Source organism: Aequorivita antarctica (assembly GCF_007997155.1).
GTDB classification, from domain to species: domain Bacteria; phylum Bacteroidota; class Bacteroidia; order Flavobacteriales; family Flavobacteriaceae; genus Aequorivita; species Aequorivita antarctica.
The window spans coordinates 188,055-212,028 of sequence record NZ_VORT01000007.1; the positions used below are offsets into that span (position 1 = coordinate 188,055).

The window sequence follows — 23,974 nt, forward strand, 5'->3', positions numbered from 1 at the left end:
GGATTATTTACTTATTCTTTTTCTAACTATTTCGGGATTTCTACGTGTATGTAAAACTCCAAAAATAATGATTTGTTTCAGTTCTTCTTCCACCATATAAAAAATAGCGTAAGGAAAACGAGTTACCAATGATTGTCGCAACTCTTTGTATTTAAGTTGATAATGCTCTGGATATAAGCCTATATAATCAATTTCCTGATTGACTTCAGCTTTAAATTCTTCTGCTAAAATTATACTTTTTCCGTTATACCATTTTTTAGCTTCTCGCAAATCAGTATGCACAATCGGCAGTAGCTTAATTTGATAACTCATTACCAATCATTCTTTACATCTTGCCAATCCAAAATATTATTGGGGTTGTTTTTGTAGCTTTCTAAACGGCTGTCCAGCTCATTTTTTAGGTCTGTAGAGACTTCTTGATGTTCTTCTTTCTCACGTTTTAAGACACGCTCTAGAGTATCGATAATACTTTCTCGGTCAATGCTAAAAAGTTCTTTTATAAAATGATATTTTCGTGCTTCTAAATCCATGTTGTTTTCTTTTTGCTCATGTAAAGATACAATTTCTGTTCCTTAGATTTTTATTTTAACTAAACGGAGGGAAGTTGTTAATCGTTTCATGCAAACTTTCTAAATCCTAAATAGAAGTATATAGCCCAATTTCACTTATTTCGTTTAATAAAAGGTCTACATCTATATTTGTCTTTAAATACATATAATAATCAAACCCAAATAAAATTTCACTTCTGGACCTTCTATCAACTAACAATTCTACTTCAAAATACTCTCTTAAAGCTAAGATAATAATGTTACTTAATACATCCTCACTATAAATTACATCTCCAATATTTATATTCTTATAAGTTTTAAATAATGAATCATCACTAAAATCACTAGCCGATAAATCTTCAGAGTGTTTGAAAACATGAATGATTTCGATGCTTTTTGTATGGAAAAAAGACTTGACCATAAAAAATGCTTCGACATATTTTTCTTCAACTTCCAAATATTTTTTTAGTGTAAATATTTCTCCATCAAAGCTGTTTCCGATTTCTGAATACGACGTCCATTCATTCTTAATATAAGTGCCTTCTTTATCTCTATATGCAGGATTGTATTTAATAATAGGAATGTATTTTCGTTTGATATATTTTCTCATAACTATTCACCCACTTTTATTGATAAATCTTCGTTGTATGTTCCATCTCTAGTTTTCTTATCGAATAGATTTTCAGCTTTCCCGGATGCTTTTTTCCAAACACCTCCTTTATGGCCATCCAAATCAGGTGAAATCCATTCTTTCTTCCCCTTTCTTTTAAAAACTTCCGCCTTACTACCAGCAATAGTAACTTTCTCAAATCCTTCGGGCAACTTTGCTTCTATCTTAATATTCTTAATTCTGTTAATCCAAGATACAATCCCAGTTTTAGGATTGAATCCAGCCTTAACGGTTTTTACCAAAACCTTACTCGGGTTCTTTCCCTTAATAACGGCTCCTATTGTTCCAAGAACGACAACAGAAGACTCAATTTTTTCTTCAGGAGTTCCTGTTTCTAATACTTCTTTATATTTAACGGCTGCATTAGCTATATTTGAAGGCAACTCCCTCAGTCTTGATGGAGTTTGCTTTAAATACTCCCAATTACCACCAGCTTCATCTATTAACTTTTGTTCCTCTTGGGTTACAGGACGAACAGGAGCAATATTATGTAAAAAGTTATCAAGTCCCCTGCCTGCGGCATCAACTTTATCCTTAGCTTTATCATTATACCAATCAAAAACATATGATGTTACACCCAAAGCGGGATTGCCATTAGTCATACTCATATGAGTTTCAAGTGAAAATTCTTCTAATCCTTCTAATTCTATAAAAGCAATAACTTTATTTCCACTAAATGAATAAGGAGAATAATGAGGATATTGAGGAGATAGGGGATCAACTGCAAAAAACCTACCAACCCTCGGGTCGTGCATTCGGAATTTATAATTGATGGAATTTCCCTCGCCTTTAACCTCATCATCCATCTCCTGCCCTTGGAAGCCATAGCGGTAGTCCGCGGTGTTGGCGTGGCGCCCTGGCTGCAACATTCCGAAGGGATAGGATATTTATGTGAAAGAACGGAGACTTAATATAGTATTTTTAAAATAAAAAGAACGAATATGCATGATTTATAAAAGCTGCCAGTGGGAATATACGCTATTAATATCAGTGGTGTATTTTTTTGAAAGGGAGCTTTTTGAGTTCACCGTTACTTCTTATTGTTACCAATATGAAACAACCCAAATCAATACATTGGCTAATCTCACCATATGCTCCATTATCGTATCTTAAAACGATTAATCCAGAAAGTCTATCATCGTGGAAATGCCATTTACCTGCTTCAGATTTTTGGCTAAGAATTTCACTGAATTTAAAATAACCATTTTTATTTAATGTTAAAGAGACACCGCTATATTTATTTTTTTCTTCACTACTGAAATTATTTTCTCCATAAGCAAAATCAACTTTATAAATGCCAGAAACTTGTTTTGTTTTATAATTATTATCCAAACAAGAATAATTAATTAATAAAAAAAATAAGCCAATATTTAAAATCAAATATTTTTTTAGGATCATTTTTTCTTAGGATTTGGTAAGGTTAATTGAAATGTCTGACTGATATTACCAAAACGAGTTCTTTTTCCACTATTATTATATAAAGTTTTGTCTCTTACATATGATGTTGGCCAGCCTGATTCGCTATCTACAAAAGGCAATCTCGACCAAGCTTTTGCAGTTAAAGCCCCAGATGTTAAACTGGTTACATTAAAAATTGTAATATTTATTAAATCCCCACTCGGAACTATTGTAATTAATGCTGAGCCCACTAAGCCAGATATGTTAAAGGCTGTTTCATTATTTAATAAATTAGACCCTAAATCCTTAGGCCCAAAACTTGTTCTAAAAGTTGTTTCATTTGGAGTTGATCTAAATTCTTCCATCGCTTTATTTAGAATTTCTGATCCTAAAAACGATCTACTGATAATTCCATCAGTTGGAAATACATAATTTTCAGGGCCTTTACCTGAAATAAAATTCTGCAATAAATTGTTCGCAACAAATTGCTCGTAGTTATTTAAATTAATTTGTTTTTCATCTTCTAACACTAGAACAGCCCCTGAGCTTTGAACATACATATTAAATCTTCCAACAGATTTATCCACATCAGAAATATAAGAAATGCCTTTTTCTTTAGTTATTCTGTTTATATCATTCCCGCCAATATTACAAGTTTCACATTCTATATAACTTAATTTAGCACCAACACTTTGTGCTCCATTAGTTTTAGCCTGAGAAACATTAGAAGCTGTACCTATATAACCTACTTCAACTTTCGCAATAATTTCCTTAGCCCCTCCATTACCTTCAGGATTTTTAGAAGGTTCTAGGCCTTCTATTTCAAAGGCATCAATAACTCTATTTCCACTAAAACTATATGGGGAATACCATGGATATTTTTTAGTTAATGGATCTGGCGCAAAGAACCTCGCCGTTCTCGGATCATGCATCCTAAAGGCGTAGTTCAGGGAATTCCCTTCTCCTTTTACCTCATCATCCATCTCCTGTCCCTGAAAGCCATAACGGTAATCAGAAGTGTTCGCATGCCGCCCTGGCTGTAACATGCCGAAGGGATGGAAGGTTTATGTGAAAGAACTTAGGTAGTTACATAAATAAATGATTTTATTTGAAACCATTTAAAATTCCTTAAAATCAAAAACCTAAAACGATTAGAATATTCACAAATAGTAATTTGCAAATTTCAATCAATCAATCTCTTTTAGGGATTTTAGAAATATTGATAGATTATCATTTCTGTAAAATGAAACCACCCCATTTTTATAATATGGGATAATTGTAATATCATCCTCGTTCTGGATAAGTTGAAAATAAAACACACTTGAGTCTATAGAAGTAATTTTTCCGACCCATCTGAAACCATAAGGTTTTACTCTTTCGGGAAATCCTAAATTCATCTTTTTTAATTCAGAAAGCAATGATTCTATAGTATCTATTTTAGAAAATTTAAATTCTTTCTTGTCATAATAAATTTTGCCATCATGGTCATTTCTCTGTAACCTTTCAAGATAGATTTTATTAATAGATTTACTATCAAAATTGGTAAAAATACGATAACCTTGAATTTTATCAAGCACATTTGGTTTTAGAATAAAATTGAAGACAAGAATTATTATTAATATTAGTATTCCTCCATAATTTATATTCAACTTAGTTTTATTTTTTAATTTATTATTTAAGTTAAACTTAGAAAATATCACGAACACCAATAAGCTTAAAATTAGAGTTATCGATATATGTAATACTAAAATACTGACCATATGTAAATAATTAAATTAGGGGTTTTCATCTTCTTCTGGTTTTGCAGATAGGTCCTCTTCTATATTTGGGCTATTAAAAATGCCATTCCCATTTTGCTCAAATAGCATAATTGACTCTGTAATTCCCATACTAAAACTGGGTTTGCTAAGTGTGTTAAAGTTTAAGCCCGCACCAGTATAAGTTTCCGATTCAGCATAGTTCAGTCCTAAATTGAAAAGCTCAAGAGGAATGTCACCTGAAACATTTTTTTCTCTACCACTAAAATCGGAAGTACTCAACTCTTTTCCATAATGTGCATAAAATACATTAATATTTAAACCATCAAAAGAGTATAAACTATTATCGGTAGATACTTCAATGCCGTGGTTTACACCTAGGGCAAAACCATCATCTGCATGGAAAAGCGAAACGCCAAAAGTATATCTTGTTCCTGGTCCAATTTTAACACTTCCTTGAGCATTAATTTCTCCTGCATCTGGAATCGATTCAGTTGCTAAATCGCTCAATTCTTTATAAAGACTGGTTGGTGTTACAGGATAGAAAGATAACCAGGATTCCTTTTCAGGATTGTAATATTGATATTTATCATTCATTTCATTATCCATATAAGATTGAACCCAATACCCCTGAACAACTTGAATTGTGGTATTTTGATTATAATAATCTCCCAAAAATTCGTACCCTTTGCTTTTCGACCATAAATATTCTGGCAAATCTGGCTCTAAACCTTCTTGCTCAATCATGTCAAGAACCCTATTTCCACTAAAAGAATAAGGACTATAGAAAGGATATTTAGATGTCAAAGGATCCATAGCAAAAAACCTTCCCACCCTCGGGTCGTGCATCCTAAATTTATAATTAATGGAATTTCCTTCGCCTTTTATTTCATCGTCCATCTCCTGTCCTTGGAAACCATAACGATAGTCAGATGTGTTCGCATGCCGCCCGGGCTGTAACATGCCGAAGGGATAGTAATTCAATATTCACTCAATTCACTATTTAAAAGAACTTTTGACCTTTTTATAAACCAAAAAAAGAACCTTTTCGAGTCATTAATAGGTTTAATGGTCTAAAAATAGAACTAAATAGTTCTTGGAAAAATTAAAATGGAAAAAATATTTTTAAATGTTAATAAATTTAACATTTTAATATATATATTTAACCCCAAAACAAATCTATCCACCTGTCAGATCGTCTATGAAGTTTTTATTTTTCACAGTTTCAATATTTCTTTTTTTCAGCTTTAATGGGGATCCAGTTCAAAAAAAAGTAATTCGGACTAAAGAATATGATATTCAATTTTATGTTTCCCTAAAGAAAAAAAGGGCAAATCAAAATAAAGAATATTTTTGGTATAAATCGGGTGAAATACACAATTCAATCGGCAACGCGGCTGGCGAACTGCTTCATCTTCAGTACGTAAAGTACTACACGGATAACAGTTTGGCAGAGAAAGGTGAATTTGAATACGGCCTTAAAAAAGGTGTTTGGAAACAATGGTACCCGAATGGTTTAATTATGGAGGAATCCCGATGGGTGGATGGAGTAAAATACGGACCATATACCTATTACGATGAGATGGGAGAACTGGTAATAACTGGAAAATACAGGGATAATGTTAAGATAGGTGTTTGGATAAACTTGAAAACCAAAGACACAACTTGGTATAAAAAAGGTCGGGCTTTCAAAGAACATCCAAGAATAGTTAAAAAGCGACAAGATTCAATTGACGGAAAGAAAGGTTTCTTCAAAAAATTGTTCGGAAAAAAAGATTCCACAGCTATAAACGAAAAGGACAGTTTCTTTAAAAGACTGTTCGGAAAAAAGAAACCGAAAAGTGAGGATCCAAAAATTAAGTCCAATAATAAAGATGTAGATAATGAACCAAATTTTTTTCAAAGAATCTTTGGAAAGAAAGTGGGTAACAAAAAAGAAGACAAGGATATAAAGAACTGATATGATACGTGCGGCTTCGTTGGTATACGCTATTTTCATTTCCTTGGTCATTGGAATTCTTTGTTATTCCTTGGTATTGACATTCTCACTTAATTTAAATATAGAAAGTCATTTTGAATTGCGCCAACGATTATTAACAAATAATGATTCAGCATTGGAATATTTAAAGGCCAATTATAACACCCTTGGTAACGAGAGAGAAGTTTTTCTCTTTCCAAAAGAGAATGACATTAAGACTTATTTTGAGGGGACCTCGTGGGGTGTGTTCCGAAAATACACTGTTATAAGCATGGCAAAAAGGGATTCTGTAAGACAGGATATTCTAATGGCAGATCGTCATCTAAATACTGCCCCTGCTCTTTATCTGCGCGATAATGATAGCGAATTTAAGATTGCAGGAAAAACCGAGATCAATGGCAATATTTTTATATCTGGTTATGGGTTAAAGAAAACGACCATTACTGGAAATAGTGGTTTTTATGAACCAAAGTTTACGGGAACTGTTTTCCGGTCAGATAAAATTTTGCCGCACGTTGAGAGCTTTATAATTAGCTATCCCGAAGCATATGAACTTTTATTGCTAGAAGATATTCGTGAAGCCTCCTTGATAAATTCGTTTGACAGAATAACAAAGATAATCGAGGTAGAAAACATTTTGGAAAACATCAAACTAAAAGGAAATATCATCGTGCGTTCTAAAGATACACTTTCCATTATGCCCTCTGCCATATTGGAAGATATTATTATTGAAGCACCAAAGGTTGTTTTCCGATCTGGAACTGAAGGGAATGTTCAAGTCTTCTCGACCCATGAAATTGAATTAGAGAAGGATGTCAAACTTAATTATCCTTCCGTTCTAGTAGTGGATTCAGATGACACATCAACCGAAAAGAAAATAATTGTGGGAGAAAATTCTGTCATTGAAGGCACGGTACTTTTATATGGCAACGGACTCATTGATGAAAACAAAAACACGCTTATAATAGAGAAAGATGCCGAAATAACAGGAGATGTTTATTGTGATGGGAAATTATCACTTTATGGCACAGTAAAAGGAAGTGTTTTTGCTTCAGCTTTGCTTTATAAGACGGACAACAGCCAGTACGACAATTTAATTTTCAATGGTAAGATCCTCGCGGACAAATTACCAGCGAATTATTTCCAGGTTTCATTATTGGAAGATTTTAAAAGCAAAGAACCGTTAATCATAAAAAAAATATGAGGGCTTACTATAAAATAAAGGGTTCTTCATTAATTGAAACAGTTATTGCCATAACTATCATAACTATATGTTCACTAATTGCAACATTGGTGTACAGTCGAATTATTGACCAAACACCTCCCATAAAGAAATACGAATGGTCCATGGAAGTAAGCAAACTTATGGAAGAAACCTCCCTGAAAAGTGACTTTATACCTTTTAACAGGGAATACAAAGATTATAGTATAGCAGGAAGGTTGTCTAAAAAAGAAGATGGCGGAAGCTTAAGCAATATCGAATTTTTAGTCATAAGTCAAAAAGACACCGTGATATTACCTATGCTCTTATATAAAATTGAAGGTCATGAAAATTAAGGCATTTACCATTTTGGAAATGATCATTAACCTCGCTTTGATGAGCATTATCGTAAGCATGGTGTATGTGGTATATGGCTATTTCTCAAAAAACATGACGGAATATTCATTAATGACAACAGAAAATTTTGAAATGGCCTCATTCAATACAAGGCTAAAAGAAGATTTTTATAAAGCGGACAAAATAATCTCCACAAATGGAGGGAAATTTACAGTAATATTTTATGATGAAACTTCTGTGGTCTATCGACAGGGAGAACAATATTTGTACAGAGAAAATAGCATTACACGGGATTCCATTCGATCCAAGGGAGTTACGTTTACATTTCTTTATTCTGACTTGCCTAAGAATTCAGAAAATTTAATAAAAAATGTTTTGGTCAATGCTGAGCTATATGGAAACGACGTCTCTTTATTTGCCTATAAAAAATATTTCTCAAACTATCTGAACTTGAAAAATGAGTATTGATATTGGTCAAATACAAGGGAAAGGAAAAACTGTCTCCATAAAAAAGAACACTTCTTTTTCTTTGACGAAAAGGAACTATTTCGTTTCGAAAAAATTAAACTCAAAAAAGAAGGCTTTCATCTATAAGGATATGGCAACATTACTAAAAGCAGGTATAGATTTTAAAACGACACTTACTATTATAAGGGATCAACAAAAAAATGAATATATCAGGAATATCATAGATCAATTATTGGTAAATGTGATTAAAGGAAAAGCGTTTTATGAGGCTATGGAACTATCGGGAAACTTTACACCTTATGAAATATTTAGTATTAAGATTGGTGAGGAAACACGGCGTTTGGACAATATTTTGGAAGAGCTGCAAAAGTATTTCAATCGTAAGGTGAAACTCAAAAAGCAAATAATATCCATACTTACCTACCCAGCGTTTATTTTGGTACTTACCTTGGCAACCCTTTATTTTATGCTGACCTATGTTGTGCCGTTGTTTGAATCCGTTTTTCATCAATTCAATAGGGAACTGCCCACACTTACACGTTATGTGATTTCCCTTTCTGAAAACTTCAATGTAATACTAATTGTGTTTCTTTTGATAATTGGATCTGCAATATTTACTTTTCAAAAAATAAAAAAACAGCCAGCTTTTCAAAAAAGATTTACTGGTCTAATACTTAAAATTCCATTTTTTGGGAAACTTGTAAAAGAAATCTACATCACTCGATTCTGTCAATCCATGGCGCTGCTTTTGGTATCCAAAACTTCTTTGGTGGAATCCATTGGGCTGGTAAAAAAAATGATAGCCTTTTATCCAATTGAGCAGGCTCTTGATGTGATAGAAAAAGACATTTCAAAAGGAATTGCTCTTGGCGAGTCACTTTCCAAGTTTAAGATTTTTGATACCAACATTATTTCCATGGTAAAGGTTGCCGAACAGGTGAACCAATTGGATGAAATGTTTCTTACACTGGCCAATCATTATGACGCCGAAGTAGAACATAAAACAAAAGTAATGGGCACAATAATAGAACCAATGCTCATTCTTTTTATTGGAGGAATTGTGGGTGTCATCATGGTGGCTATGTATGCACCCATGTTTGATTTAAGTGAAGTGATAGGAGGGCATTAATTTTTTATAAATACAAAATACCTAACCATATGTTTTTAAAAAAAATAGATTTAAAGAAAAAGCCGAAAAATAAGTTTTTTCTTCCAGGGTATTCGATGACCGAAATCCTTATAGTATTATGCATTATTGGGATATTGATCTTAATGGTGCTACCCAATCAAACTTCGGTAATAAGTCAGGCGAAAGCCATAGAAGCCCAAACCATGTTAAACCATTTATATGCACTGGAGAAAAGCCATTTTTATCGTTATTCCCGTTATTCTTCCAGTTTCGAGGAATTAGGTTTTGAACCATCCTTGGGGATCGATAAAGGAGGGCAAGCAGTCTATAACATTGAAATTATTGAGGCAGGAACGAATAACTTTAAGGCTAGAGCAACAGCCCTATCAGATTTTGACGGGGACGGTACTTTCAATCTCTGGGAAATCGACGAAGATAAATTGCTCAAAGAAGTTACCAAGGATTGATGGTCATAATTTTAAATATAATATTGGGCGTTTCATTAGCCGCCATAATATATCAGGATTTTAAATACAGGGCCATTCATGTATTTCTCGTAATCGGTGTGTTCATTTGTAGCTGTTTATTATTGTGGCAAGATCAAAAAAGCCTGAGCCCACTATTTTACACAAGTATTTTTCTGATATCGGTCTTAGTTCTACTATGGATTTATATAACACTGAAAAATCGAAATATACAGGCGATAACGAAAGGTATTGGCTTGGGTGATGTTTTGTTCTTTTTTGCCGTTGCACCTCTGTTCTCTTTGCGAAATTATATGTTGTTTTTCATAAGTGGGATGATAATAGCCTTGATTTTTTTTATGCTATTCAAAAACTTGATGAAAACAAAACTTATTCCCTTGGCCGGAATTTTATCAGGTCATCTGATTGTTTTAAAAGTGCTTTCGCTCAGCTTGAACCTGGATCTATTTTACAACCCTATTATTATAAATACTTTTGGAAACCAATAATATAAACCTGACAACAGAGAACCAACAGCTAATCCAAGCTGATGTTGCCTTTCATTATGGGATTATTCCCAAAAAGATGGAAGACAAGATCATTACGCTATACATTAAGGAAAGTAATTATGGAACTGTTTCACCCGAAGAGATTGAGCTTCTTTTGGGAACGGAAGTCGTATTGGAACCATGGGGAAACGATGCCATTAACAAAGCGCTTTCCCAATATTACCGTTCAGAGGGAAATAAAGTGGCGGGAACCGAATTCAAGTTGGGAAACGATTTTTTGGAAAATTTGATTTGGGAAGCCAAATCGAATTCAAGCAGTGACATTCATTTTGAAATTTTTAGGGATGCGGCAAGAATAAGGTTCAGAATTGACGGAAAATTGATTGAAAGGTATAAAGTAAAAATTGAGGATTATCCCGAATTGGTAAATAAAATCAAGATCAAGTCCAATCTCAACATTTCTGAAAAAAGATTGCCTCAAGACGGACGAATTAATTATAACGACTTTGACATAAGGGTTTCAATCCTTCCAACTTTGCACGGAGAAAAGATTGTGATGCGTATTTTGGGAAAGGACACTTCTGATCTTTCCATTGAAATGCTAGGAATGAGCGAGGATGAGAAAAATACATATTTACAGGCTGTGGACGCTACCAAGGGGATTATCTTAATAAGCGGCCCTACTGGATCGGGAAAGACCACCACATTATATGCAACTCTTAAGTTGTTGAACAAAATGACAACAAATATTCTCACCATAGAAGATCCTATTGAATATACCATGGAGGGTATCAATCAAGTCCAGTTGAAAGAAGAAATAGGACTGACCTTTGCCAGTGCATTAAAAACTTTTTTACGACAGGATCCTGATATAATAATGCTAGGAGAAATCAGGGATGAACAAACTGCCCAAATGGCAATAAGGGCAAGCTTGACTGGACATTTGGTTCTTTCCACTATCCACACCAATTCTGCTGTCGGTACACTTTCAAGATTGATGGACATGGGAATTCCTCCTTTCTTGATTGCGGAAACCCTAAGAATATCGGTTGCACAACGGCTTGTCCGCAAACTTTGCAACCATTGTAAAAAATTGTCTCAAGAAAAAGGGAATAGCATTTTAGGATATGAGGATTTGCCTGAGCATTACATACCAATTGGATGCAATGAATGTTACCACACGGGATACAAGGGAAGAGTAGCTATTTATGAATTGATACCCGTGGATCAAAAGATAATCGATCTGATTAAAACGGGAAATAGTAACATGGCTAATGAACTGAACTACAAAAAATTATCAGAGAAAGCATTTGACCTTGTAAAAAAGGGGATTACCACATTTGAGGAAGTATATCCAATATTAATTGAAGACAAGAACAACGTATGACCAAATTTTTATTTTTTATCGCGGCTATTACCTTTTCCGTATCTGTTATTTCACAAACTACAGATATTAAAAATATTGAAGGTCAACTCAGTGAAATTGCCAAAACCCGAAACGGTCTGAATGAAAAAATTCGGATTGATATTTCGGGGTTGTCGTTATATGATTTTATTACTTCTATTGCGGAAGAACATAAACTGAACGTGAGTGTTGACAATGATTTGAATCAAATTGTAAACAGTAATTTTTTCGATGTTGACGTTAAGGACGTATATCTGTTTTTGGTTCAGAAATATGACTTAGAAGTAACCTTTATGAATGGAATTATAGCTTTCAACAAGAAGAAACCAATAGTAAAGATAGAGCCTCCCAAAGTTGAGACACCAATAGATATTGATTACAATCCCGAAAACAACTTTCTTTCCGTTAAACTTAAAAATGATTCCCTTCCAAGGGTTGCCCAAAAAATCACAGAGATTTCCAATAAGAATATTGTATTGGCCCCTGACATCAAAGAACTGAAAGTCTCGGCCTACATTCTCAATAGACCATTTGATCAGGTAATGGATATGCTCGCCAAGTCAAATCAATTGACCTTGACAATAGACGAAAATGGATTTTATTTTTTGGGAAAAGATAATATTGAGGTTGTCAATGACACAAAGAGTCGTAGAAATACAAAAGGGAATATCTCCAAAACACCTCAGAGTTCTGGGGATCTTACTGTAGCACTGAACCCCAATGGTTACTTAACCGTAAAGGCTTACCAATCAGATCTAACAAGTATCATCCTTCAAGCGGCCGACCTTTTAAAAATAAGCTATTTCTTCTATAATCCCATGGGAGATGAGACCACCACCTTAATTGCAAATGAAATAAGCTTTGACGATCTGCTCAACCATATATTCAAAGGGAAGAAATATACTTTCAAAAAAATGGATGATCTATATTTAATTGGGGAGCAGAATACTGAAGGCCTTCGTATAACGGAATTGGTTCAGCTTGAAAACAGAACCATAGAATTGGTTTTGCCAACGTTACCAAAGGCTTTGTTGGAAAATGTAGAAGTAAAGGAAGTAATGGAACTCAATGGGATTATGATTTCTGGGTCCAAGCCCAAAATTCAGGAAATAAAAGAATATCTGCGTGAGATCGACAAGGTGGTGCCATTGGTCCAAATAGAGGTATTGATTGTCCAATATCAAAAATCCTATGATATTCAAACGGGTCTAAAAGCAATTATTGGAGATGAAGGCAAGGATGTCAAAACTTCAGGAGTATTGTTTCCAAGTACAGACGTTACATTAAATTCAAGTTCCATAAATAATTTGATCGATAGCTTTAATGGTTTCGGAATTTTTAATTTGGGCAAGGTTACGGAGCGCTTTTATGCAAATCTTTCAGCCCTTGAAAGTAATTCGATAATAAACGTACAGTCCACCCCAAAAATAGCAACTTTAAGTGGCCATGAGGCAAGCGTATCGATAGGAGAGACAAATTACTATTTTGAACAGACCAATAAATTAATCACATCTGGAATTAACGAAAATATATTACAATCCGGAGTATGGAAGCCTACAGAGGCCAACCTAAGTGTTTTCATAAAACCTTATGTCAGCAAAGATGAGCAGGTTACACTTAATATAAACGTTGAAAAAAGTGCTTTTTTGGGCAGGGCCGGAGAAGATGCTCCACCTGATAAAGCTACTCAACGCTTTGAATCTTTGGTTCGAGTGAAAAACAACGAAATGATCTTATTGGGTGGGTTGGATGAACTAGATAGACAGAATTCAGGTTCTGGGACACCTTTTCTGTCAAGAATTCCTGTAATTAAATGGTTTTTTAGTAGCAAACGAAAATCCAGATCTAAATCGAAGTTGCACGTATTTATAAAACCAACGATTGTTTACTAATGATACAGACTTTTGCAAATAAGTATTTGATTAAAGAGTTTTATTCGATCCATGTCCATATTTCGGAGAAAGAAACAGTATATCATGTGCTTCGGTTAAAGAAAAAACAATCGAAGATTACGATTTTGGAACAGGAAAGTATTTATGGGATTGATCAGCTTTTTAAAAAATTGCAAAAGGATGTGCCAGTGATTTTAGCATTTACAGGTAAAAAAATTATAAGCAAGATTATGGCCATCGAGGCTAATTATATTGATAAAATACTTTTTAATAAGGATCCTGAAGGTTATTATATTCTTGAATATCCCAAACCGACAAAAACACTTGTTTCTCTTATTCGGAAAGATGATTTGGACAGTTATATAAATAAGATCCTTCAAAAAGGCTACACTGTTTTGGATTTTTCCATTGGGCCATTCATACTTGAGAGTCTCGCTCCTCTATTGATGGAGCCAAAAAAAATTCAAACCACAGAGTTTGAATATGATTTAACCAATACCTTATTATCAATAAATGACAATGCTGAGAGTAACGAAACGCAGGAAATTCAAGTTGGAGAGGATATTATATACAATACCCATATATTAGGATTTGCTGGATTTTTATGTTTCCTAAATCCCGATAATATAGAAAAAAACTATCAGACTAATATTGATGCTTATTCTGAATCATTTTCATATAAGAAAGCTTTTACCGTAATGGGCAAAGGCATTTTGGTTACATTTCTTATACTCCTTTCTATAAGTTATATGGTAAAATCAGTTTATAGCCAAAAGAGTTCAGAAATTCAACAGGAAGCAATGTTGAATGCTCAGGTTCTGGATCAGATAGCTACATTAAAAAAAGATAGGGAATATAAAACGAGCATTATTGCAAATTCAAGTTTGGGAAGCAAACATGAACTAAGTTTCTATATAGCCCAGATTGCGGAAGGCTTACCAGAAACTATTCTACTTGAAAAACTTGAGGTCTTTCCAGCAAAAAAACCGATCAATCCAAACGAAAAAATCCGTATTGAACCCAATATTATTGAAATAGAAGGTGTAACACCATCAAATTCCAGTGTTACCCAATGGGTAGAATTGCTCAATAACTACGATTGGATAAAAAAAGTGGAAGTATCGTCATACGCATTCGTAAAGAATGAATACAAGTTTAAGTTGAACCTATATCTATAATATGTTCAAGAATATTAGTTATAAAAAGAAATTTTATGGGCTACTTGTCTTCGTGGTAATACTAAGCTTCACCGCATACAATCGCTCATTTAAAGGCACTATTGAAACGATTAGCCTCTATAGGGAATCTGTAAAGAATATAAAGGAGAGTTCAAATTCCTTAATGGAATTATCGAATATAAAAAAAGAGGTCAGTATCCTCGATAATACGATTGGAAAAAGCACGAAGAATCCGGCTATAGTACAAAATGAGATATTGGGATTCCTCAGTACAAGATCTCAGGAAATGACTCTTTCAAAAATTGAGAATCTGCATGTTTCAAATGATGATTATTTTACTATTTACTCTAATGTTATTTTGTTGCAAGGGGATTTTAACGGTCTTCTTAAAACAATCTATGAGTTTGAAAAGGATTTCGAATATGCCCGAATAGCAAGTATGGTTTTTCATACTGAACGAAATGCCAAAACATCCAAAAATGAATTGTACAATGAAATTATATTCCAGAATTATGAAAAAAAGTAGCTTATTAAGTGTGTTTGTTTTAACGATTTTATTTTTTTCCTGTGATGATATTTTAGAAAAGGATATTACCGATATGCAGATAACCATCATTAGTCCGAATGAAGGCAGTACCGTTGAAGGAAATACGGTCCAGTTTTTATGGAATGCCATTGACGGCGCCAATGACTACAACATACAGATTTACAAAGGCAACCTACTGATAATGGATACACTGGTGGATAATTCTCCCTTTGTAAATTTCTTATCTAGTGATTCCTACCAATGGCGTATAAAAGGGCAAAATGAGGCCTACCAAACACAATATAATTTTCCTGTTAATTTTGAGGTGGTGTCATCGTCTGATCTTACAAATCAAGCAGTCCAACTCAATAGCCCCTCCAATAACATTTATACCAATGATACCTCAATTATTTTTACATGGAGCTCAGTGCCATCTGCTACATCCTACACCTTTGAGTTGCTTCGGGAAACGACTTCGGGTTCTATCACAGTCAGTCTACAGGAAGGACTTACTGAAACCACTCTGACGTTGAATGGGGATGTAATTGATCGTGATGCAAAATATACTTGGCGTGTAAAAGCTAAAAATGAAAATAGTCAGACAGCTTTTTTTTCACGGGTCTTTTATATTGATACTGTAATGCCACCCATCCCTTCACTTTTAACACCTGAGTTTGAAGAGGAGTTTAATCTTTCCGACATAATTGTCTTTACTTGGGATTTCGGCAATGACCCCGGCGTTATCGATTCAACAATTACAAGTGTTTATGAAATAGCAACTGATTCCTCGTTTGTGAATGTCATTGAAAGTGGAGTCTCCATTCCGACAACCTTTAGTTATAATTTTAACAATAGTGGCACTTTTTACTGGAGAGTAAAAGGTGAGGATGCCGCAGGGAATATTGGAACTTTTAATTCAAATGGAAAGCTGACAGTCAATGAGTAAGTCCGGCATCAATAAAATTTTAATTATTTCACTATTGTTGATTTGGTCCGTAGTGGGATATAAACTTATTTCAAGCTTCTTTGGAAAAAAAGAAGTTGATTCCATTTCAACAACGGTAGTTCCTAAAAGTGTAAATTTTAAAACTGAAAAAGAAGAAGTATTTGATTTACCTACAATATTTCGAGATCCATTCTTGGGAAAATATACCATACAAAAGAAGGAGGTCTCTATAAAAATGCCTCATCGAAAAGTAATGAAAGTAAGGGAATTGATATGGCCTTCAATAGAGTACTATGGTTTTTTGAAGGGAGAAAAAAGCAATGGCTCTCTATTATTATTTAAAATCAACAACAAATTAGAACGTATTAGAAAAGGGGAGAAATTTGAAGGTCTTGAAATAAAGGAAATTTATCAAGACTCAGTTTTAATTTTCTTTGGAAATGAAAAAAAAATCTTCGTCAAAAAGTAAGATTAAATCGCTTATTATCAATAGGGTAAGATTTTGAAGAATTTTTTAGTTAATTTTTTGCCAAAAAAAATTTGGAATTGTTAAAAAAATTATTAATTTAGTTGCACCCCAATTAGTTCATCATTCTATTTATAAAATCATTTTTGACTCTTAAAATATAAGTTTTCAACTTTCACTTTAAGATAACATAGAGAAAAACTAACTAACTAACCTACAAAATTGAAAATAAAACCATCACTCTTGAGTGTGATCAACACGATCGCACTGCTATCTCTCGCACTTTTTTTCCTTTACACCTATTATGGTAAAGTTAATCCTGACGTGGTTTACGTGGATAATATAAAGGTTTTCTCCAGCTTCAATATGTCCAAAGATCTTGATAGGACACACCAGAAAAACCTCCAAAAACAAAAAAAGACTGTAGACAGTATCATTGCCATACTGCAAGATTCCGATAAAAATAATCCTAATGATGAATTGCAGCGCCGTTTCGTTTTCGAGAACAACAAACTCAAGGAGATGGGTGAATATTTCACGAACAATGTAAGCCAACAAGTATGGTCTCGCATCAATTCCTATATCGAGGAATATGGCACTCAGAACAATTATACCTTGATCATGGGAACACAGGGAAATGGCAACATAATGTATGCCCAAAAGGAGCTCGATGTTACACAGAACTTTATTGAATTTGCAAACAAAAAGTATGAAGGTGAATAGACAAATAATATACTTTATTATTATCATCCTTCTTGGTTCTTGTAACTCTGGAAATGAAGAAAAAGATTCTAATAATGTTATTTCACACAAGCTTTTTCAATTGGAAAACCGAGGATGGAAATCACAGCGCATCACCCACTTTGTCAATGATATCCACTATAGTGCTACAGAAGTCCCGAACGAATACTATCTATTAAAGAGCGAAGGGAATAAAAATCTTTCCCGTATTGATTCACTCTCCAAAAATCATAATAGGGAGAGGATCATTGAATTTGAATTTGAACAGATCAATGAGGACGATCTTTTAAAGGAGGAATATACTGCATTGGATTATGACAAATCAGTTACCTATATGGCCTCGACTATAAGTAGGGACTTTATGGCCGTAACTACTAAGAATGATACCATACCTTGCTCTGGCGTTCAGTTTGAGCGCCATTTTAAGGTCAGTCCTTTTAAGCGAGTTCTTCTTTATTTTGGGAATATCGATCCTTCTGAAAATATCCAGCTTATATATCAGGACCGTTTGTTCAACAACGGTATTTTTAAGTTCAAATTCAATGAATTGCCCTTTAAGACATAAACTTATTTATCCATGATACACAAAATAAGAAACAGCCGCCTCTCAAAGATCATTGCCAGTTATTTGGCAATCCAAATGATTGTATCCATTGTGCAGCCCAACAATATGTATGCACTTACAGGAGGACCAACGCAACCGGAATTTAATTCTTTTACACCCATTGGCACATCGGATATGGTAAATCTCTCCACTGGGGACTTTAATTACAACATCCCCATAATGGATGTGGGAGGATATCCTTTGAATTTAGCCTACGATTCAGGCGTTACTATGGATCAGGAAGCTTCTTGGGTTGGACTGGGTTGGAATTTGAATGTTGGTCAAATTAATAGAAATGTACGGGGGATTCCTGATGATTTTGACGGAGATAACATGATTTATGAAAATAATGTAAAGGACAACGTTAGTATTGGGGTAAACGCTGATGTGCGATTTCCCTTATTTGGATATGATTTTCTTTCTTTGGGAATTGGTATTGGTGTAGTATATAACAATTATAATGGCATTTCATTTAATACTTCACTTGGCCCCAGCTTTGATATTAGTGATCAAGTCAGTATTGGTATGCAATTGGGTGGTACTTCTGAAGGCGGAGCTTCGGTTTCTCCAAGAATTTCCCTTTCAAGTAAGAATAAGACTAGTATGGGAAATGTCGAATCTCTAACAGGAAATATTGGTGTGACTTATGATTCTCAAAAAGGTCTTTCTTCTTTTAATGTATCTGCTTCATATAATCAAAGTACTACTAATTTCTCAAATAAAACTGTGGCTATGTTAAATCATGGAAATAGTATTAGCGGTAACATTCCCTTAAATGATTATTTAACATTTACTCCAAAAAATGAGTTGAGTTTCAATAATACAAATTTAAGTTTCAGTTTTGCTCTGGGTGGAGAAATTTGGGGAGTAGAAGTTCAGGGACAAATCACAGCTTGGGGATCAATCCAACAATTGCGTGATCCTGAAAAGCTCAAAAATATATCAGCATACGGTTATGAAAATACTGAAAATGCATTGGTGGGTCAGAGCATTCTAGATTTTAATAGGGAAAAGGACAGGATAGTGAATGAAAACACCAAAGCCCTTGCACCGACAAATTACACTTACGATAGCTACATGGTTGCCGGACAAGGTTTGCAGGGTGGTTTCCGTCCGTATCGTAGTCAAGTTGGAAATTTATATGATACTTATGTATCTACTACAGGTGATGGCGCAGCTCTTGGTGGAGAACTAGGATTAGGTGCATATGTCCATTTTGGTTTGGATATAGAAGTTAATCCCTCGACTAGCACTTCCGGACGGTGGGAAGTATCAACAAATCCTGCTTTATCCAGATTTGAATTAGATAGTGAAAATGATGCAGCTTATGAGCCTACTTATTATAAAATGAGCGGAGATATAAGCTCTGATGGAGAATACTCTGATCCCAACAATAATTATTATTCAGACTCACCACTTAGAATAGGAATCGGTGGGGGCATTTTCAAAAGAACAACTAAGTTGCAATATGAAGGTTCTGGTTCTTCAAGTGTGAATAGAATAAAACGAAATAATAGAGAAGATAGAACCAATGGTATTCAAAAATTTACCAATGCTGAGGCAGGAAAAGAAGGTCTGATATCACAAAGAGCGGAGAATTTTGTTAAGGCACATCATACCGCTGGAATATCGGTTTTAAAGGATGACGGATCACGATATATCTATGGAGAAAGTGCATATAACACAAAAAAGGTTGAGGCTACCTTTGCTGTAAGCGGTAATAATTCGGATTGCAGTACAGGAATAGTATCGTATGAAAATAGTGACGATGGAACTTCAAATTCCCAAGGAAGAGATCACTTCTATAATAAAGTAATAACTCCAAGCTATGCACATAGCTATTTATTGACCTCAGTTCTTTCGAAAGATTACGAAGATCTACAAAATGACGGGCCCACTATGGATGATTTGGGATCTTATACTAAGATCACTTACTCGGCCACAAACGATTATAAATGGAGAGTTCCATATGGTACCAAAACCGCATCCTTTAATGCTGGTCTCAATACTGATCACCAAGATCAAAAAGGAAACTATATCTATGGTGAAAAGGAAATAAAGTATGTCGATAAAATCGAGACCAAAACCCATGTTGCTATATTCCATTTAAATTCTCGAGATGATGCCAAAGGAGTGAATGGTCCAGAAGGAAGTGAGGGAAGTGGAAGAATGAAAAAACTTGATAGTATTAAGTTATATACACTGACAGAATATTACATAAATGGTGTGAGTGGAACAACGAATATAAATGCCATTCCTATTAAAACTGCCCATTTCGATTATGCGTATACTCTATGTCCAGGATTACCAAATTCTTCCGAAGGCAAGCTAACCCTTAATGAAGTTTATTTTACCTATCAAAATTCTAAAATGGGTAAATACACCCCATACAGATTCTACTATAAAAATAATTACACCTACAATCTTAAAGGTTATGATATTTGGGGAAATTATAAGAAAAATATAGGTTCAAGCACTTGTGATATAGTGGAAGGAAATTTAACACCTACCGAGTTTCCCTTTGTAGAACAAGACAAATCTCTGGCAGATTTAAATGCAACCGCCTGGACACTGGAATCCATAGATCTCCCCTCTGGAGGGAAACTTACTGTCGAAACCGAAAGCGATGATTATCAGTTTGTGCAGAACAGAAAGGCTATGCAGATGTTTAAACTGGTGGGTGCAGGAAATACGAATGACCCTAGTCCGTCACAGTTAGAAGGCAATAGGTTATATGATGGAAATGGTCCAATGAAATATATATACGTAAAACTTCCTGATGAATTGCCTACGGGGTATTCTGTTAATGAATTTAGGAGAGACTATATAAAAAGTAATTCTGGAGCTAATGGGGATATAGGATATTCAGATAATAATCTAATGTATTTTAGGGTGCTTACAAATATGACCAAAAATATCGGTTTGCCAGATTATGATTATGTAACTGGTTATTTAAGGTTAGATAGTGGAATTGATATTGTTGAATTACCTCAAGGAAATTATGCTGCATTACCTCTTGTTTTTCAAGATAAAGAAGGTGGATTAGTTGGATCAAATGAATTAGTAAACCCTATTTCCAAAGCTGGTTGGTATTTTGCTAGAAAATATTTGAACCGACAGGCATATGGTTTGTCAGCTTCAGTAGATGAAACTAATTTGGCAAGTGCTGCCAAAGCCCTTGTCAGCAGTATTGGTAGCATGCTCAATATTTTCGGAGGTCCAAATCAAGCCCTCAAGGCCAAGGATATTGCAAGTACGTTTGTTCCCGAAAAATCTTGGATAAGATTATACGAACCCTCAGGCTTCAAATTTGGAGGTGGCATCCGGGTAAAAAAGATTACTTTGAATGACCAATGGAATATTATGGTTAACAAGCCTGGTAATGACCTGTATAAAAATATGTACGGGCAAGAATATTCCTATCTTACTGAAGAAGGAAAGAGCAGCGGCGTAGCAACTTTTGAACCAAATGGCAGTAAAGAAAATCCATTTGTATTACCAATATTCGATGACCCCGTTAAAGTAATTGCGCCAAAAGAATCAAACTATATTGAAAAGCCATTGGGAGAATCTTTCTTTCCAGCCGCACAGGTAACCTATAGCCGCGTTAAGGTTAAAAATCTTAATAAGGATATTCTGGATACGCAAGGAAACCCAACCAAAACAATTTCAAAACACGCAACTGGTGAAGTAGTAACTACATTTTATACATCTTTTGATTTTCCTGTTATTGCGGACTACACTGATCCCGCCATTGAATTTGATAAAACCGGAGTATTAGGAAATTTTCTAAAAGTAAGAACTCGAAACCATCTTACTATGTCCCAAGGGTTTGTTGTTCATACCAATGATATGAATGGCAAAATGAAATCACAAAGGGTTAAAGCAGAGGGACAGGGAGAGGGAGAATTTATTTCAGGTGTAGATTATAATTATTCCGTTGATGGAAATGGCAAGCTTTCCAATACGTTGGATTTAATAGATGATGATGGGGCTGTTCATCAAGAACTCCTTGGAGTAAATTATGATATGATCAACGATTTCAGAATGAGCAAATCTAAAGCAGAAGTGCTGGGTGCCGATGGAAACGTTGCAATTATACCAACTATATTTTTTGGTTTCCCAATCCCAATACCATCAATATTTCCAAACTTGAGAAGACATGAAACCCAATTAAAAATGGCGTCTACAACTAAGGTTGTCCATACCAATGGAATACTACTTGAAAAAGTGGCATACGACCTTGGATCCAGAGTTTCTACAGAAAATTTGGGTTGGAGTGCTGATACTGGAGAGGTACTACTCACCAAGGTAAGTAATGAATACGATGAAAATTATTACAGCTTCAATTATCCTTCTAGGTGGTATTATAAGAATATGGGAAGCGCATCACAAAATATTGGACTAAAAGGCAAGATTATTCTTGACTCCAATGAGGAACATACCGTTCAGGATGAATTTAATCCGAGCAATAACATTATAGGTTTATTGAATCTAGGTGATGAACTTGCCATAGAAGGACAAAACGATAAATATTGGATAGTATCGATTATCGGCTCAAAAATCAAATTGATGGATAGCGATGGCGACTGGGGATATATCAATGATTCAAAGTTTAAAATAACCCGTTCTGGAAAAAGAAATAACTTGAATGCTTCAATGGCTAGTGTCACTACTCAAACTATACCATTTGCAACTTCCGGTGGACATCTAACAAACATTCTGCCCCCAGCACAATGGGTTGGTACAAATGTGGTAAACAGTAGTGCTATAGAATTTAGTGATTTCTGGGACAGTCAATGTGAATATGGATTGCCCCAGATGGATATTCTCAGTCTGGACGGAGATCAAAATATTACGGAAATTGACCCAGAGAAAACCTACAATCCATACGTCTATAATGTTTTGGGAGAATTTAGACCAGTCAAGTCCTATGCATACCTAACAGGGCGCAACAATGGCTCTCAAGGATATCATCCAAGAAAAGAAGGTTATATGGAAGAATATATGCCTTTTTATGGAAAAGATAATGTAAATGCACCTTGGCAAATTAACAATACGAACTGGACTGCCGCCAGCGAGGTTACAAAATATAGTCCTTTAGGAGCAGAACTTGAAAATAAAGATGCCCTTGAGAGATATTCAGCTGCCATTTATGATTATGCCGCAACTATGCCTATTGCCGTAGCTTCAAATTCCAAATACGAAGAGATAGGATATGATAATATGGAATCTTACACAGTTGAAGGCGGTTTAAAAAAACAAGATCATTTTAGCTTTGCACAGGCTATTGCTCAAAATCAAAATGCATCCATAGATCCCAATGAATCACATACTGGTAAAAGTAGTATGCGGATTGAGGCTGGAAAATCTTTGACTTATATTATAGATCCAGCATATGGATGCGATGATTGTGAGCCTATCCAGGCCGTAGAAGATAATTGTATTGTAAATGGTTCGACTGGAAATGATAGGAAAAGATATATATTGAGAAATGACGAACTGGGAAATTGTTTAATAACAAGTATTGAAATCGAGAATTTTACTAGTGGTCAAGTACAGCTTTATAATTTTTCAAGTCCATTAGATCCCAATGATCAAACAGCAATAGATAATATTTATATTGAACATACTGGTAGTGCTGACGGTTATCCTTTGTATAGCTATACAATTTGTACGGAGGACCCCTCAAATTGTAGTACTACTCAAATAGTTGGGTGTGACGAATAAAATAATC

At 34.6% G+C, this 23,974-nt stretch carries 24 protein-coding genes and 1 pseudogene; 17 read left to right on the forward strand and 8 right to left on the reverse strand.

Features of this window, described 5'->3' with window-relative positions:
- Positions 1 to 3: 3 nt before the first annotated feature.
- The 8 genes from ESU54_RS11300 to ESU54_RS11335 all read right to left on the reverse strand — a co-directional run bounded on the left by ESU54_RS11300 (position 4) and on the right by ESU54_RS11335 (position 5,357).
- Positions 4 to 312 carry a type II toxin-antitoxin system RelE/ParE family toxin gene (locus ESU54_RS11300; protein ID WP_111844836.1) on the reverse strand — a complete coding sequence of 103 codons (309 nt, stop codon included), beginning with the start codon at positions 310 to 312 and terminating at the stop codon, positions 4 to 6.
- Positions 312 to 530: an addiction module protein gene (locus ESU54_RS11305; RefSeq protein WP_111844837.1), complete on the reverse strand. Its 219-nt coding sequence runs from the start codon at positions 528 to 530 to the stop codon at positions 312 to 314. The genes ESU54_RS11300 and ESU54_RS11305 overlap by 1 nt, the downstream gene beginning before the upstream one ends.
- A gap of 106 nt (positions 531 to 636) precedes the next feature.
- Complete coding sequence (locus tag ESU54_RS11310) at positions 637 to 1,158, reverse strand: hypothetical protein (RefSeq protein WP_111844838.1); 522 nt, start codon at positions 1,156 to 1,158, stop codon at positions 637 to 639.
- A gap of 2 nt (positions 1,159 to 1,160) precedes the next feature.
- Positions 1,161 to 2,087, reverse strand: a complete 927-nt coding sequence (locus tag ESU54_RS11315; protein WP_111844839.1) for a toxin C-terminal domain-containing protein — start codon at positions 2,085 to 2,087, stop codon at positions 1,161 to 1,163.
- 118 nt (positions 2,088 to 2,205) lie between these two features.
- Positions 2,206 to 2,616 (reverse strand): hypothetical protein, encoded by a 411-nt coding sequence (locus ESU54_RS11320; RefSeq protein WP_111844840.1) that lies wholly within the window; start codon positions 2,614 to 2,616, stop codon positions 2,206 to 2,208.
- Complete coding sequence (locus tag ESU54_RS11325) at positions 2,613 to 3,662, reverse strand: hypothetical protein (protein ID WP_111844841.1); 1,050 nt, start codon at positions 3,660 to 3,662, stop codon at positions 2,613 to 2,615. Before ESU54_RS11325 ends, ESU54_RS11320 begins: the two co-directional genes overlap by 4 nt.
- Positions 3,663 to 3,803: 141 nt before the next feature.
- A complete protein-coding gene (locus ESU54_RS11330) occupies positions 3,804 to 4,265 on the reverse strand; it encodes a hypothetical protein (RefSeq protein WP_146744000.1) in 462 nt (153 codons plus the stop codon).
- Positions 4,266 to 4,391: 126 nt separating this feature from the next.
- Positions 4,392 to 5,357, reverse strand: a complete 966-nt coding sequence (locus ESU54_RS11335) for an RHS repeat domain-containing protein (RefSeq protein WP_146848125.1) — start codon at positions 5,355 to 5,357, stop codon at positions 4,392 to 4,394.
- A 217-nt stretch (positions 5,358 to 5,574) separates the two neighbouring features.
- On the opposite strand from ESU54_RS11335, the gene ESU54_RS11340 reads away from it, so the two are divergent.
- The 17 genes and pseudogenes from ESU54_RS11340 (at position 5,575) to ESU54_RS11415 (ending at position 23,967) form a co-directional block, all read left to right on the forward strand.
- Entirely contained in the window at positions 5,575 to 6,333 is a 759-nt protein-coding gene (locus ESU54_RS11340) for a toxin-antitoxin system YwqK family antitoxin (RefSeq protein ID WP_111844867.1), read from the forward strand.
- 1 nt (position 6,334) lies between these two features.
- Complete coding sequence (locus tag ESU54_RS11345; protein ID WP_146744005.1) at positions 6,335 to 7,555, forward strand: bactofilin family protein; 1,221 nt, start codon at positions 6,335 to 6,337, stop codon at positions 7,553 to 7,555.
- Positions 7,552 to 7,908, forward strand: a complete 357-nt coding sequence (locus tag ESU54_RS11350; protein WP_111844865.1) for a hypothetical protein — start codon at positions 7,552 to 7,554, stop codon at positions 7,906 to 7,908. Before ESU54_RS11345 ends, ESU54_RS11350 begins: the two co-directional genes overlap by 4 nt.
- Complete coding sequence (locus tag ESU54_RS11355) at positions 7,898 to 8,377, forward strand: hypothetical protein (RefSeq protein WP_111844864.1); 480 nt, start codon at positions 7,898 to 7,900, stop codon at positions 8,375 to 8,377. The genes ESU54_RS11350 and ESU54_RS11355 overlap by 11 nt, the downstream gene beginning before the upstream one ends.
- Positions 8,367 to 9,506 (forward strand): type II secretion system F family protein, encoded by a 1,140-nt coding sequence (locus ESU54_RS11360; RefSeq protein WP_111844863.1) that lies wholly within the window; start codon positions 8,367 to 8,369, stop codon positions 9,504 to 9,506. The genes ESU54_RS11355 and ESU54_RS11360 overlap by 11 nt, the downstream gene beginning before the upstream one ends.
- Before the next feature lie 29 nt (positions 9,507 to 9,535).
- On the forward strand, positions 9,536 to 9,973 hold the full coding sequence (locus tag ESU54_RS11365) for a type IV pilin protein (RefSeq protein WP_111844862.1): 438 nt from the start codon (positions 9,536 to 9,538) through the stop codon (positions 9,971 to 9,973).
- Positions 9,973 to 10,317: pseudogene (locus ESU54_RS18260) on the forward strand (prepilin peptidase); the annotation flags it as partial. The gene ESU54_RS11365 and the pseudogene ESU54_RS18260, both read left to right, overlap by 1 nt.
- A 30-nt stretch (positions 10,318 to 10,347) precedes the next feature.
- On the forward strand, positions 10,348 to 10,479 hold the full coding sequence (locus ESU54_RS18180) for a hypothetical protein (RefSeq protein WP_262510807.1): 132 nt from the start codon (positions 10,348 to 10,350) through the stop codon (positions 10,477 to 10,479).
- Entirely contained in the window at positions 10,466 to 11,866 is a 1,401-nt protein-coding gene (locus ESU54_RS11375; protein ID WP_235004591.1) for a GspE/PulE family protein, read from the forward strand. The genes ESU54_RS18180 and ESU54_RS11375 overlap by 14 nt, the downstream gene beginning before the upstream one ends.
- Complete coding sequence (locus ESU54_RS11380; RefSeq protein ID WP_111844860.1) at positions 11,863 to 13,776, forward strand: type II secretion system protein GspD; 1,914 nt, start codon at positions 11,863 to 11,865, stop codon at positions 13,774 to 13,776. The genes ESU54_RS11375 and ESU54_RS11380 overlap by 4 nt, the downstream gene beginning before the upstream one ends.
- On the forward strand, positions 13,776 to 14,954 hold the full coding sequence (locus tag ESU54_RS11385; protein ID WP_111844859.1) for a PilN domain-containing protein: 1,179 nt from the start codon (positions 13,776 to 13,778) through the stop codon (positions 14,952 to 14,954). Before ESU54_RS11380 ends, ESU54_RS11385 begins: the two co-directional genes overlap by 1 nt.
- A gap of 1 nt (position 14,955) precedes the next feature.
- The gene (locus ESU54_RS11390; protein WP_111844858.1) at positions 14,956 to 15,480 is read left to right on the forward strand and encodes a hypothetical protein; all 525 of its coding nucleotides are present in this window, start codon (positions 14,956 to 14,958) and stop codon (positions 15,478 to 15,480) included.
- Positions 15,467 to 16,426: a hypothetical protein gene (locus ESU54_RS11395; protein ID WP_146744004.1), complete on the forward strand. Its 960-nt coding sequence runs from the start codon at positions 15,467 to 15,469 to the stop codon at positions 16,424 to 16,426. Before ESU54_RS11390 ends, ESU54_RS11395 begins: the two co-directional genes overlap by 14 nt.
- A 52-nt stretch (positions 16,427 to 16,478) precedes the next feature.
- Positions 16,479 to 16,895, forward strand: a complete 417-nt coding sequence (locus ESU54_RS11400; RefSeq protein ID WP_146744003.1) for a hypothetical protein — start codon at positions 16,479 to 16,481, stop codon at positions 16,893 to 16,895.
- 246 nt (positions 16,896 to 17,141) lie between these two features.
- Complete coding sequence (locus ESU54_RS11405) at positions 17,142 to 17,615, forward strand: OmpH family outer membrane protein (protein WP_160113285.1); 474 nt, start codon at positions 17,142 to 17,144, stop codon at positions 17,613 to 17,615.
- The gene (locus ESU54_RS11410) at positions 17,608 to 18,198 is read left to right on the forward strand and encodes a hypothetical protein (RefSeq protein ID WP_170253276.1); all 591 of its coding nucleotides are present in this window, start codon (positions 17,608 to 17,610) and stop codon (positions 18,196 to 18,198) included. Before ESU54_RS11405 ends, ESU54_RS11410 begins: the two co-directional genes overlap by 8 nt.
- Before the next feature lie 12 nt (positions 18,199 to 18,210).
- A complete protein-coding gene (locus tag ESU54_RS11415; RefSeq protein WP_111844853.1) occupies positions 18,211 to 23,967 on the forward strand; it encodes a hypothetical protein in 5,757 nt (1,918 codons plus the stop codon).
- Positions 23,968 to 23,974 lie beyond the last annotated feature (7 nt).

What these genes read in the sequence shown, in the direction of transcription:
- ESU54_RS11380 (WP_111844860.1), top strand. Translation starts at nt 11,863, where the DNA reads ATGACCAAATTTTTATTTTTTATCGCGGCTATTACCTTTTCCGTATCT.
- ESU54_RS11300 (WP_111844836.1), bottom strand. Translation starts at nt 312, where the DNA reads ATGAGTTATCAAATTAAGCTACTGCCGATTGTGCATACTGATTTGCGA.
- ESU54_RS11320 (WP_111844840.1), bottom strand. Translation starts at nt 2,616, where the DNA reads ATGATCCTAAAAAAATATTTGATTTTAAATATTGGCTTATTTTTTTTA.
- ESU54_RS11340 (WP_111844867.1), top strand. Translation starts at nt 5,575, where the DNA reads ATGAAGTTTTTATTTTTCACAGTTTCAATATTTCTTTTTTTCAGCTTT.
- ESU54_RS11305 (WP_111844837.1), bottom strand. Translation starts at nt 530, where the DNA reads ATGGATTTAGAAGCACGAAAATATCATTTTATAAAAGAACTTTTTAGC.
- ESU54_RS11390 (WP_111844858.1), top strand. Translation starts at nt 14,956, where the DNA reads ATGTTCAAGAATATTAGTTATAAAAAGAAATTTTATGGGCTACTTGTC.
- ESU54_RS11355 (WP_111844864.1), top strand. Translation starts at nt 7,898, where the DNA reads ATGAAAATTAAGGCATTTACCATTTTGGAAATGATCATTAACCTCGCT.
- ESU54_RS11365 (WP_111844862.1), top strand. Translation starts at nt 9,536, where the DNA reads ATGTTTTTAAAAAAAATAGATTTAAAGAAAAAGCCGAAAAATAAGTTT.
- ESU54_RS11350 (WP_111844865.1), top strand. Translation starts at nt 7,552, where the DNA reads ATGAGGGCTTACTATAAAATAAAGGGTTCTTCATTAATTGAAACAGTT.
- ESU54_RS11395 (WP_146744004.1), top strand. Translation starts at nt 15,467, where the DNA reads ATGAAAAAAAGTAGCTTATTAAGTGTGTTTGTTTTAACGATTTTATTT.
- ESU54_RS11360 (WP_111844863.1), top strand. Translation starts at nt 8,367, where the DNA reads ATGAGTATTGATATTGGTCAAATACAAGGGAAAGGAAAAACTGTCTCC.
- ESU54_RS11325 (WP_111844841.1), bottom strand. Translation starts at nt 3,662, where the DNA reads ATGTTACAGCCAGGGCGGCATGCGAACACTTCTGATTACCGTTATGGC.
- ESU54_RS11415 (WP_111844853.1), top strand. Translation starts at nt 18,211, where the DNA reads ATGATACACAAAATAAGAAACAGCCGCCTCTCAAAGATCATTGCCAGT.
- ESU54_RS11385 (WP_111844859.1), top strand. Translation starts at nt 13,776, where the DNA reads ATGATACAGACTTTTGCAAATAAGTATTTGATTAAAGAGTTTTATTCG.
- ESU54_RS11310 (WP_111844838.1), bottom strand. Translation starts at nt 1,158, where the DNA reads ATGAGAAAATATATCAAACGAAAATACATTCCTATTATTAAATACAAT.
- ESU54_RS11315 (WP_111844839.1), bottom strand. Translation starts at nt 2,087, where the DNA reads ATGTTGCAGCCAGGGCGCCACGCCAACACCGCGGACTACCGCTATGGC.
- ESU54_RS18180 (WP_262510807.1), top strand. Translation starts at nt 10,348, where the DNA reads ATGAAAACAAAACTTATTCCCTTGGCCGGAATTTTATCAGGTCATCTG.
- ESU54_RS11345 (WP_146744005.1), top strand. Translation starts at nt 6,335, where the DNA reads ATGATACGTGCGGCTTCGTTGGTATACGCTATTTTCATTTCCTTGGTC.